The sequence below is a fragment of the uncultured Bacteroides sp. genome (assembly GCF_905207245.1).
Taxonomy (GTDB): domain Bacteria; phylum Bacteroidota; class Bacteroidia; order Bacteroidales; family Bacteroidaceae; genus Bacteroides.
Genome location: NZ_CAJLKP010000022.1, coordinates 30281 through 43640, shown reverse-complemented (window position 1 = coordinate 43640; position 13360 = coordinate 30281). Strand labels below are relative to the sequence as shown.

Genomic DNA, 13360 nt, shown 5'->3' with positions numbered 1-13360 from the left:
TTTAGAATTTTACATTAAAACCGAAATAGACAGAAAGCATATCCGGATAGTTAACACTCAGGTCCTCACAATTCGAATATTTCACGTGATCCAATGAAAACACATTGTTAGCACGCACAAATACCTGACAGGCTTCCATCTTCGCCTTCTTTATCCACTGTTGAGGCAAGTTATAATATACATTCAGATTGCGCAGCTTCAGGTATGAACCATTGACCAGCCACTGGGTACTGTTCTGAAAGTTATTACTCGTATTCAGAGTTGTCAGACGGGGAAGATTGGCTATATCTTTCGTTTCTTCCGTCCAACGTATATTATCGTCCATATACCAGGTGGAAATGTTTGTATTGTTGCGCAGAGGCCAATATACATTCGCCACATTCAGCATTTTGCTGTATCCGCCAACGCCCTGAAACAACATATCCACTCCAAAACCTTTATATTCGAAGCCTAAATTAATGCCATAATATAATTTGGGAATCGTAGAAGAATGCCCGATAGCAACCCGGTCATTGTCATCTATCTTCTGATCGTTGTTTTGATCTTTATACTTGATGTCACCGGGGCGCACATCCGAGAACGTTTGTGTGGGACTTTTTGCTATATCCTCTGCATCACGAAAGTATCCGATAGCCTCCAAGCCAAATATCTGGCCGACAGGATACCCCTTAGCGGATAAATAAGAATAAGGTTTATATCCTTCCCCGTTTTCCACTATTTTTGTTTTGGCATAAGATAAGTTAGCTCCTGCATGATAGCTGAAATCTTTCTTTGCCCCATTCCAGTTCAGGGCCAGTTCAAATCCTTTGGTGTCAACAGCGCCCATAAAAGTTTTAGCAACTTCTATGCCCAATGCCGAAGATACCATATTGGCACCGTCAACCAGAATATTCCTTCTACGGTCCATAAAGTAATCAGCAGTAAAAGTCAAGTTCTTGAACAGACGCGCGTCCAATCCTACGTTATATTTATCGGAAATCTCGCATGACATATCAGAAATAGCCAGCCGTCCCTCTTTCAAACCACTTAGCGTGCCTCCTGCATCATTCGACACAAAACCGGAACCACTGACCCAATATTGACGGTCCAGATAATAATCAAAGCCATCATAACCGGAACGCCCCCACGATGCACGAAGTTTCAGTAAATCGACGAAAGACACAGACTCCATAAATGATTCGTTTGAAAGAACCCAACCCGCCGAAACCGCCGGATAAGTACGGAAACGGTCTCCTTTAGGCAATACACTGGTTCCACTATGATTTACTACCACATCCAATAAGTAACGATTATCATAGCTATAACCGGCAGCGGCTGTTATATACTGGCGATAACGTGATTGCGCCTTACCTGTAGGAGTCAGCGATTCCTGGCGATACAGTCCTGATGCCGTAAAAGTATGTTTCCCGAAAGTACGGTCATAAGCAACTTTAGCTTCCAGATTAGCACGTATATACTGGTCGGCCAAATCTTTATTATCAACAGTCAAAGCCTTATCATCGCCGAAACGCTCCGTGTTCACCTGATATTCGCCAGTTTCCGGATTCAATACCGAAGAATTAATCTCGTACAGAAAGTTCTTGCTTCCGGTTTCTTGGTAAGTGGCACTATTATCATAAGATACGGCCATCTCCGCACTCAAGCCTTTCGTTATTGCCGACAAATTCTGTATAATCCGCAAATCAGCCTGCAACATACGCTGATTTTCCTTATAATATCCGACATCGGCAATACGCGCAATCGGATTATCATTATACACAGTATTACTCCCCCAGTAACCATGACTTGTCCTGACAGGAAAAGCGGCGGAAGGGGTCTTATATAAACCTGTGAAAATCTTATCTTCTGTCGTATTCGGACGTTTCCGCTCATACAGCATTCCCAGCATGGTCAGCTTAGCCATTGTCGTAGAAGTGAGTTCCACATCCAAATTCATCCGGAAGTTCAGACTATACTTTTTCATCTGCGCATTATAACGGTCAGAATAATCGGTATAAGCAGAATTCAGTATACCATAATCGTTTTTATAACTCAACATGGTGAAATACCTGAGGCGCTTACCTCCCCCCTGAAATGTGAAGTCCGCCTGATTATTGTAGGACTGATTTCTTAGCCCCTCATTCAGCCAATCCGTATCAGCATAAAGATCACGGTTACTCCCATTTCTAAAAGCCTCTAAATGGGCATTTGTATACTGCGGCTGTAATCCATCCAGCAACAGCGCTTCATTCTTAGCTTGGGCGTAAGTATAGGCATCTACAAACTTGGGCTGATTTATAGGAAGCCCCATACCAAATCGATAGTTGACATCAATGCTCATTTTAGCTTCTTTTCCACGCTTTGTGGTAACAACAATCACACCATTTGCTCCACGCGGCCCCCATACAGCCGTAGCTGCACCGTCTTTCAATACGGAAACAGACTCTATTTCCGCCACATTCAGGTACTCTAACGGACGGGGAAATCCATCGACTATAATCAATGGCTCCGCCCCGTTCAGTGAACCCCTGCCACGTACTATCAGTTTCGCATTATCAGTCCAGCCCGTCTGTTGCAGTACACTCAATCCCGGCAATAAACCATATAATGTATTATAAGGATTAGGAGTGGAATTCTTTTCCAACTCTTCCGATGTCACCGTAGAAACAGCCGAGGTCTGACGTTCATTAATCTTTTTTGTCTTGATATCTCCATCAGCCATTGCCGAAATAGAATATAATAACGCTATTCCGACTATATATACATTTTTCCTATTCATAAGTTTTCAATGTTTCTAATTAGATTTGTTCTTATTCCCACCCCGGATTCTGCACGAGTCCATACTTCTTATTTATTTCCCCTTGAGGAATAGGAATCAGAAAATAACGGTTATCCCAGCGCTCTATATATACACGCTTATGCAACATATCATACCTCACCTCATACGAAAGCTTATCGTTTTCCTTGGTGATTCTTAGCCTATGAAGTTTTGCCTTTAGATAATCATCTCTTTTCCAACGATTAATATCAAAATATCGCACTTCTTCAAATCCAAATTCAACGGCACGCTCATGTAAGATAGCCTCACGCAGCTTTTCCCCCGGAGTTATGATACTTTCATCCAATCCCGGCATTTCTACACGATTACGTACCAGGTTCACATAATCATAAGCATTTCTTCCGAATTTGTCCCGGTTGGTAGCGAGCCCTAATTCATTCATAGCCTCAGCTATATTCAAATAAATTTCAGGCAGACGCAATAAGGGACAAGAATAGAATTTCTTCCTCATCTCAGCACCTAAATCACGTTGGAATTTGCGCATACCATAACCATTATATGCATTTTTCTGAAAGGAGGATACTTTAGAGCCTTCACACGACTCGCGACCACCCAACCATATCTCAGCAGTACGTGCTCCCCATTTATCACCATTTACAATCAGAGTTTCATACATGCGGATATCACGCACCGGATTACCGTTATCATCAAAAAAAGGATTAGCTTTATGTATCGGGTTATCCCAGCTAAATGGAGTTCCATCAGCCATTTCAAACATATCTGCATAGTTTCCGGTAACACCGCTTGTCCCAAACTTTATCTGCTGAAAAGACTTACTGTTAGCGTCATACGTAACGAAACGATGAGAAACAATAATGCACTCTCTATTACAACGGTTAAAATATGCCGCTGCAAAATCATCTCTCGGATTACCTGTATTAACTAAACGATAGTAATCCCCATTAGCCTGATTGGCTTCCAGGAAAGCTAAACCAGCATCTAAAGCATCTCTCCAACGCGATACGTCATAGTCACCATACCAGGTAAACAATTTATCAGAAGCCTCTCCTGCCCTGAAAGGAGTTTCAGAGTTAAACAGCGGACTTGCAGCAAACAAACGGACTCTTGACTTAAGAGCCAACGCGGCGGCAGCAGTCATGCGTCCTTCATCCGCATCGTCCACATTCCACGGCAGCACTTTGGAAGTGGCATCTGCTATCGAATCAATTTTAGCAACCGTTTCCTTCACTGTCATTCGGGTGCATGTCATGTCATCATCCGGTTTATAAGCATGGTCAATCCATGGCATTCCGCCATAATGCCGTAACATCTGTGCATAATGAAATGCTATAATCAAAGCTGCCTCCGCTTTACGAACTTCTTTTTCCTCAGTAGACATATCAGGGACTTTATCTACATTCTCCAGAAAAATCCATGCCTTACGAATTCCATACATAGGTGAGCAAGCTCCCGCTTCTTCGCTACCGGTAGGATCTAAACGATAAGGAAATTGTCCGGTATCCACTGCGGTAAGCGTACCGGTATAATAACCTTGCGCACCGGCAGCTTTAGTATTTTCGCCCAAATCTGTTATCGTTTCCAAAGTGCCCCACGACAATTTTCCATCCGTAGGCAAATAATCCGGCAATGAATGATACACTTCGGCCAAAGCTTGTTCCGCATATTTTCTTTGAGAAAAGACGGTATCAATAGTTACATCTGTACTGACGGGCTTTTCAAGAAAAGCATTACCAAATTTCAAATCTTCACACCCCACCAGTATAAACAGGAAACAGGCAGGAAGAAATCCTATATATTTATTTTTTAGTTTCATGGCTATTCATTTATTAGAAAGTAATATTAACGCCTAAATTATAAGTCTTAGTGATGGGATATGTATCTTGATTATTAGGTTTACATTCCGGGTCCATAATTCCAAATTTATCAAAAGTCAATAAATTGTATCCCGACAATTTAATTCCCAATTTACTGATTCCGATCTTTTTTAATAATTTCTTATCTGTAAACTCATATCCTACCGTCACTGATTTCAATCTCAAATAAGATCCATCCTTAACCCATAAACTGGATTGCTTTGCATTGTGCGCTCCGCTGTTTTCTGACAATCGAGGCATAGTTGCTGTTTCAGCCGTTTCGGGTGTCCAACGCTCATCTACATGATATGAGAACAATCCCAGCGATTGCCCGCCACCATTACCAAAAGCAGTTCTGAACTCATTAGCCAATACTAATGAACGGTCTGTAACGCCCAACCAATTCATGGTAAGAAACCATCCCTTATAATTCAGACCATAATTCAAGCCAAATGTATAAGCCGGTCGGGTAGGATATCCAATTTCACATTGGTCATCCGTATCAATCACATAATCGCCATTTAAGTCTTTATATTTCACATCACCCGGATATACAGGCACCTTGGGATCAGGCAATCCATCTATCAGCTTTCCATCTTCTTTAAAATCCGCCTCCGAATAAAAACCTTCTGCCACATAACCGAATATAGCACCAACCGATTTTCCAGTACGCCATAGATAGGGTTCATTGGGTTCCACTTCATCCTGCTCTATAATTTTATTCTTTGAATAAGACACATTCGCGTCTGCCCAATAGCGTACATCCTGAATCATATCCTCCCACTTCACCTCTATCTCATATCCATGATTTTTTACCCGTCCCATATTCACTACCGGTAAAATACTTGATGTCAAGCTGGAGATCATAGGGATGGTACCTCTACTTATCAGAATATCTTTACGGTCTTCAAAGAAAACATCAGCTGTTATCTTCAGACGACTCTTCAGGAAATGAACATCAATACCATAATTTTGCTTCAAAGCGGTCTCCCATGTAACATTCCGGTTCCCAAGACGCCTTTCAAGTGCCGCCGGTGTCCAATAAGACGAATTATAACCAAAATTATATCCATGAGGGTATCCCTTCCATGCCGTTTGATTGCCTTGTTGATCCACTAAATAGGCATCTGACAAGTAAAGAAAACGGTTATTACTCATATTATCATTTCCGACCAAGCCGATAGAGGCACGCAACTTTAAGTAATCGACCACTTTTTGTTTCTTCATGAACGGCTCCTCTGAAATAATATAACCGATAGAACCTGCCGGAAAAGCACCAAAGCGTTTGTCAGGAGCAAAGTTTTCGGAACCATTATACCCGAAATTAAATTCAGCCATATAACGGGATTTATAGTCATAGGTTAAGCGCCCTACAAGCCCTACATAGGCGGCCGGAACATCTGAGTATTGTGCCGGATAATATTTCTTGCTTTGATTGTACAATAACAGTCCACCTACATTGTGATTACCGAACTTACGATTATAGCGTAGGCTTGCTTCAAGATACCAATTACGTCCTCGTGTTGTTTCTTCGTCAAATGTCAAAAATGGAGTCGCATAGTCGTTCAATACTCTATAAACTACATTTTTATTATAATTGGGATCATCAGTCAAAGGATGGTCTGCTTCAGGTTGATATCCCTCCAACTCCGATTGATAGTGAGGCTCGTATCTGATTGTCTGAGACCGTGTTCTGTTTTTTGAGTAAGAATAAGATGTGTTATAAGCTCCTTTTATTTCAACAGAAAGCCCTTTAGTTATCACATCAAGTTTTTGAACTAAAGACAAATCCATGTTCATTGTATTTGCAGTCTTATTCTTATAACCTAAATCATAAAAACCTTTTAATACATTGTTATTCATCAAAACCCCTTCATACTTTTGAGGATTCATTACCACTAATTTTCCATCAATTATTCCCGGACTACAGAATGGCTGTGACCCATTACCAAAACCGGCTCCTTTGGGTTCGTGTGTCAAGCCAACAATTCCACCAAGACCTAATTTTAAAACGGTGGATTTCGTCAGATTCAAATCTAAATTGGAAAGGTAATTATATCGGCTATAGGTATAATTGCTTTTATAATCCAGGTCCTCAAATTGGCGGAATAATCCATTTTGATATAAGAACCCCAATGAAATAAAATAACGCACCTTTTCGGTACCCCCGGATATGTTCAGATTATGTTGCGTCTGGATAGATGTTTTTTTGAGTAAATAATCTCTCCAGTTCATATTGGGATACATTATAGGCTCATCATTCAAACGAAATCTTTCTAAAACATAATCATCAAATGAATGTGCCTTTCCATCGTTATCTTTCATTTCATTATGACACAAAGCGTACGTATAGCTATCTGCCATTTCCAGTAAACGTGTAGGTTGCGTCAAACCAAAAGAAGAAGAAAGAGATATTTTAGCTTTTCCCTCTACACCTCGTTTGGTAGTGACAAGAACAACCCCGTTGGCACCACGTACGCCAAATACAGCGGTAGCCGAAGCATCTTTCAGTACACTAATACTTTCTATCTCATTAGGGTCCATCTGAAAAAAAGAACGTTCCACTCCATCTACCAGAACTAAAGGTTGTGAACCACCTTCTGTCAAAGAACCAACCCCACGGACGTAAATAGTGGGATCTTCCGCACCAGGTTGTCCACTCGTCGTCACAGAAGATAAACCGGTAATCTGCCCGGCCAACGCATTTGCAACACTTGCATTAGGTGAACGTAGCAAAGCTTCATTTTTCACGGATGAAATGGCACCCGTTAACGTTTCTTTCTTTTGTACGCCATAAGCAACCACTGTTACTTCACTCAATTCATTCGCAATCTCAACCAGCGTCACTTTCACTTCTTTTCTACCTTTCAAAGCAATTTCCTGTGTCTGATAGCCAATAAAAGAAATAATCAAGACAGCTTTGCCCGAATCAGGCACATCCAATTTGAACACTCCATCAAGATCTGTAATAACTCCTGTAGAAGAGTCTTTCAATTTCACATTTGCTCCAATTACTTCTATACCACTTTCATCGTATACAGTACCTCGTACTGTAGTAACCTGAGCATGTCCCACAAGCCCGATACTGAGTAAAATCAATAACCAGACCCATTTAAGAATCACTTTTTGCATCATAAATAATTAGATTATGTACCCTACGGTCGTAAACATAGGTACGGGTTAGTATTAGTTTATTGTATCATTTTTCCAAATCACGTTTCCTTATCAATGCTTCAAGAAAATAATAGTCCGCATAGTTTAAAGGGACATCTACTTCCTGCTTGTGTGGAATGCTTCCTACAGAATGTTTCAATATGAAATAACCATTTGTTCCTTCTTCCGCCCTATATACCGGAGAACTTAATGACTCCATTATCATATCAGCCGTTTCTTTATATTTTGTTCCAGGAAGAAAAGTATCCAGCTCATAGAGAGCTGACGCTGTTATGGCTGCCGCTGAAACATCCCGAGGTTCATTAGGTATGTTCAGCGCATCATAATCCCAGTATGGGATTAAGTCTGTAGGCAAATTCTTATTAGTGAAAATATAGTTATAAATATTCTGAGCTTGCACCAAATACTCTGCCTTATGCGTATATCGATAGCACATCGTATATCCATAAAGAGCCCAAGCTTGTCCTCTGGCCCAAGCCGATTCATCAGCATATCCCTGTATGGTCTGCTGGCTTCTTACTTCTCCAGTATCCGGATCGTAATCAACAAGGTGGTAGCAACTATAGTCCATACGAAAATGATTCTGCAGAGTTTTATCAGCATGGCTGACTGCCATATTATGATAGCTATAATCTCCGGACAACTGTGAAGCCTCAAAAAGAATCTCCAGGCTTATCATATTTTCGATTGTTACCGGACATTTCCAGCCTTTGGAAGATTGACAGTCTTTGTTCAAATCCAATAATTGAATGACTCCCGCTACCGGATGAAAATGAGTAGAAAGTAATTTGGCCGCTCGTAATATCACAGAACGATAACCCCTTCCCCCTATCCTCATACCATTCAAGAAACTACTTCCTACCATAAATCCAGCATCATCATGATGAGTCAAATATGAAATAGAATCTAAAGCCTCTGTGTACTTTACTGCCCAAGTCTCCCATTTAGGATCTCTTGTTAAGTCATATATATACCACAAGCTTCCTGAGAAGAAGCCACTACTCCAGTCATTACAAGGTATGTATACAATCCCGTCATGCTCATCCAGAGTTCGTGGAATCATAATCTTATCATTATTCCCAATCAGCCTGACCTGAGAAGAATACTGTGTTATTGCACTCTTTATATTATCAGATAGAATATCTCCTGTAGAAACAGATACTTTCGGTCTGCATCCTGACATCATCAATAGCAAAGCCCCTGACAGAATTGTTAATAAAGTACTTTTCATATACGTATTAGTAGCTAATTAAAAAGAATAATGCAAAAGTAGATTATCACTAAAAACAAAGCCACGACGTACGTACAACAAATATACCCTGCCAGTACATCACATTTTCCAATAATCAATGTACTCACAATACACCTGTTTTGTACTTAAACGACAGATGTCATATTACCACTTTTATCAAAAAAGAAATATCTTTGCCGTATTATCTAACTATTATCGCTATGGAACACACAACGAAATATAAAAGCCTCTTTTTCCTAATTTGCTATTGTATTCTGGGATTACCCAATAGCATGGCACAAAGTATCTCTTTCAATCACCTGACTACCGATGACGGACTGGCACATAATTCCGTAATGGCAATCTACCAAGATTCGGCAGGATTCATTTGGGCAGGAACACGCAATGGGGTCTGCTTATATAACGGTAAAGAATTTATAACTTACAAATATCAGAAGGATAATCCGAACAGTCTAATTTATAATAATATACTCAAAATTACAGGCAACAGCAAAGATGAAATCTACTTCATGACTTCCAAAGGGATCTCAACTTTGCAGGTATCAAAAAATAAGATTTCAACTCTGATTCAAGGTAGCACACGTTCCATGTTTTACCACAAGCAACTCTACATTACCATTGGAAATACGATTTATCGCTACGATGGTAAACAATTCAAAGAGTATTATAAAGTCAAAGAGTTAGATATGTATATTACCTCTATATACATTTGCGATGAGTATATACTGATAGGAACCCAAAACCAAGGACTTTTCCGTTTGATGACCCACGATCATACACTTTACAATCTTCTACCGGATACTGACATTATTGACATATTTAAAGACTCCACCGGCAAATTCTGGATAGGTACAATGAATCATGGAATCTATGTAATGAATGAAGATTCTATAACTAATTTCCGTAATGACAATCTGGACCCTTCCAGCATTAGTTCCAATTTCATTCGTTGCTTCTGTGAAGATAAACAAGGAAATATCTGGATTGGAACATTCAATGGACTCAACCGGTATAATGCTACCGATCAGACTTTCACAAGCTATCATAAAAGTAATAAAGAGAATAGCCTTACCCACTCTTCTATCTGGACTTTACTATGTGACCAACAAGGTACCCTTTGGATCGGAACCTATTTTGGAGGGATTAATTATTTCCATCCGGAAAACCAGAACTACCGCTATTATCAGACATCATCTTTGGAAAAGGAGGGGCTTAGCTCACCCATCATAGGTTGTATCACTGAAGATAATCAACATAATTTGTGGATAGCAACAGAAGGAGGAGGAATAAATAAACTGAATCCGGAAAATGGCAAATTTAAATGGTATAAACATATCAAGCATGGTAACAGCATATCTCACGACAATATAAAGTCTATCTACTACGATAAAGACAAAGAAATATTATGGATAGGTACCCACATGGGAGGGCTCAATAAATTAGATACTCAAAATGACCATTTCACCCATTACCCATTCAATAGAAATAATGACGTATTTTCCCATTCAAATACAATTCGGGATATTGTACCCTATAAAAACGAACTCATCCTGGCTACGCATAGAGGTGTAAGCATATTTAGTCCAAACACAGGTCAATACAAAGTCCTGTTCCAAGACGAGCACCAGAATATTTCCTATGCAACTTCTGTTTATATAGATCACCACAACTCTCTTTGGATCGGTGGTGATGGAAAAGGTGTATATAAATACTCATTTGACAGTAATAAATTAAAGAATTACAGGCACAATCACGCCCTGAAACAAAGTATCAGCAGTAATAGTATCAACCGAATATATGAGGACAGTCAAAAACGCCTTTGGTTCTGTACGAATGAAAGCGGAATAGACTTATACCGATATGAGACGGATGATTTTGAAAACTTTGACGAACAGAATAATGGATTAGGAAGTAATTATGTCTATGACGTATGCGAACTTTCACCGAATAAAATATTATTCATAACCGATTCCGGTTTTTCTATACTAGATTATCCTACACGCAGATTTCAGAACTATAACAAAGAAAACGGAGTACCATTATCAGCTCCCAACGAGCGTTCTGTATACAAAACAACCAATGGTGATATATATATCGGAGGAGTAGACGGTATGATATCATTTAAAGCTGAAAGCATTGACTACATACCACAAAGCTACAATATCTATCCTTTCCGTTTATTAGTAAATGGCGAAATTATTCAACCTGGTGATAAGAGCCAGATACTCAATAATTCTTTAAGTTACTCCCATCGAATTACATTGAAACCCAATCAATCCATGTTTAGTATTGAGTATACCACCACCAATTATATCCCCTTTAATCAAGATGAAATAGAATATTTTCTAAAAGGATTCTCACAAAACTGGACAAGCATACGCAAACAACAAGCCGTCACATATACTAACCTAAATCCGGGAAAATATACACTCAGTGTACGTGCAAAAAACAACCCACTTGTACCCATGAGTAAACTGGAAATTGAAATTCTTCCCCCAGTTTACCGCACCGTATGGGCTTACATAATATATGTCCTATGTATTTGCAGTGTCCTCTACTATTTATTCCGCATGTATAATAACCGGATTAAGCTACAGGAATCACTAAAATATGAAAAGAAACACTTAGAGGATATAGAGCAACTTAATCAAACTAAACTACGTTTCTTTACCAACATTTCACATGAGTTCCGAACACCACTGACTCTGATCATCGGACAAATGGAAATGTTACTGCAGATGCGTTCTTTCGCCCCAACCGCCTATAATAAAATTCTAAAAGTTTATAAAAGCAGCCTGCAATTACGGGAATTGATTTCTGAGTTACTGGACTTCCGTAAGCAAGAACAAGGTTATATGCACATAAAAGCAAGTGAAAATAATCTTGTAGATTTTGTATACGAAACCTACCTGCTTTTTCAAGAGTACGCCATACAACATCAGATATCATTCAATTTCCACAAAACACATGATAACATTTCCATCTGGTTTGATCCAAAGCAAATGCAGAAGGTAGTAAATAACCTTCTCTCAAATGCTTTCAAACATGTAAAGGAAGGAGGGAATATTTCCGTGTCGGTACGAAAAGAAAAACATGGAGCTATAATAGAAGTAACCGATGATGGAAGTGGCATTTCCCCTCAGGATATTGATAAAATCTTCGACCGTTTTTATCAGACAGAGCAGATTGATTCATTAGCCCATCCAGGAACCGGAATAGGTCTATCACTCACCAAGGGTATTGTTGAATTACATCATGGCACAATTGATGTATATAGTACCCCCGGAGAATCAACAACCTTTAGCGTACATTTACCCTGCGGTAAAGAGCATCTGAAACCTGAACAAATTAATGAATTAAAAAATGAAATACAGATAGCCACATCTGAATATCAGAATCCGGCAATTTTTCTGGATGAATACGAATCAGATATACTAAAAACAGAGTCGGCTATTGAAAAAAACAAAGAAGCTAAAATACTCATTATAGAGGATAATCCTTCCCTACTTGACATGTTAACCAAGATATTTGAAACTTTCTACACCGTAATAACAGCTTCTAACGGAGCTGAAGGTTGGGAAAAAGTCCAGTCCGAACATCCTAATCTGGTATTAAGTGACGTGATAATGCCCAAATTATCAGGAACAGAGCTATGCAAAATTATCAAAGAAAATTTAGATACATGCCATATTCCTGTTATCTTACTGACAGCCCAAACAGCCATTGAACACAATTTAGAAGGACTTCGCATAGGAGCTGATGACTATATTACCAAACCATTCAATATTAACATATTATTATCACGTTGCAATAATCTGGTTAACAACCGTATCATGCTACAAGAGAAGTTCAGCAAACAACCTCAGGCTACCCCACAAATATTAGCTACAAATATCTTGGATAAGGAGTTTATAGATCAAGCCATGAAAATTATAGAGCTGCATCTTGATGACACAAACTTCAATGTGGATATTTTCGCTCGTGAAATGAGTATTGCCCGTACTAAACTATTCAATAAATTGAAAGATATAACCGGACAGACTCCTTATGAGTTTATAATTACCGTACGCCTAAAACGGGCAGCCTTCATGTTAAAAAACAATCCGGAATTGAATATATCTGAAATCGCAGATCATCTGGGATTCTCTTCGCCCAGACAGTTTACTAAAAGCTTCAAAGCTAAATTCCATGTTATTCCACAAATTTACCGCAAAGGCGAAATTTACAGTAATAAGGAAGATGAAGCAGCAGAAGAAGAATAGAATGTATGCAAAAGGTACGTATCATGTATGCAGCATATAC

At 39.3% G+C, this 13360-nt stretch carries 5 protein-coding genes; 1 reads left to right on the top strand and 4 read right to left on the bottom strand.

The genetic code is table 11. The annotated features are described in order from the left end of the window. Position 1: 1 nt before the first annotated feature. The 4 genes from QZ135_RS09080 to QZ135_RS09065 form a co-directional block, all read right to left on the bottom strand. Complete coding sequence (locus tag QZ135_RS09080; RefSeq protein WP_294608132.1) at positions 2–2758, bottom strand: SusC/RagA family TonB-linked outer membrane protein; 2757 nt, start codon at positions 2756–2758, stop codon at positions 2–4. Positions 2759–2789: 31 nt separating this feature from the next. Further along, the gene (locus QZ135_RS09075) at positions 2790–4592 is read right to left on the bottom strand and encodes a RagB/SusD family nutrient uptake outer membrane protein (protein WP_294608131.1); all 1803 of its coding nucleotides are present in this window, start codon (positions 4590–4592) and stop codon (positions 2790–2792) included. Between the two features lie 13 nt (positions 4593–4605). Next, entirely contained in the window at positions 4606–7764 is a 3159-nt protein-coding gene (locus tag QZ135_RS09070) for a TonB-dependent receptor (protein WP_294608185.1), read from the bottom strand. Positions 7765–7831: 67 nt separating this feature from the next. Then, positions 7832–9037: a glycoside hydrolase family 88 protein gene (locus QZ135_RS09065; protein ID WP_294608128.1), complete on the bottom strand. Its 1206-nt coding sequence runs from the start codon at positions 9035–9037 to the stop codon at positions 7832–7834. Positions 9038–9258: 221 nt separating this feature from the next. Here QZ135_RS09065 and QZ135_RS09060 point away from each other — a divergent pair, with 221 nt between their 5' ends. Continuing rightward, entirely contained in the window at positions 9259–13320 is a 4062-nt protein-coding gene (locus QZ135_RS09060; protein WP_294608125.1) for a two-component regulator propeller domain-containing protein, read from the top strand. Positions 13321–13360 lie beyond the last annotated feature (40 nt).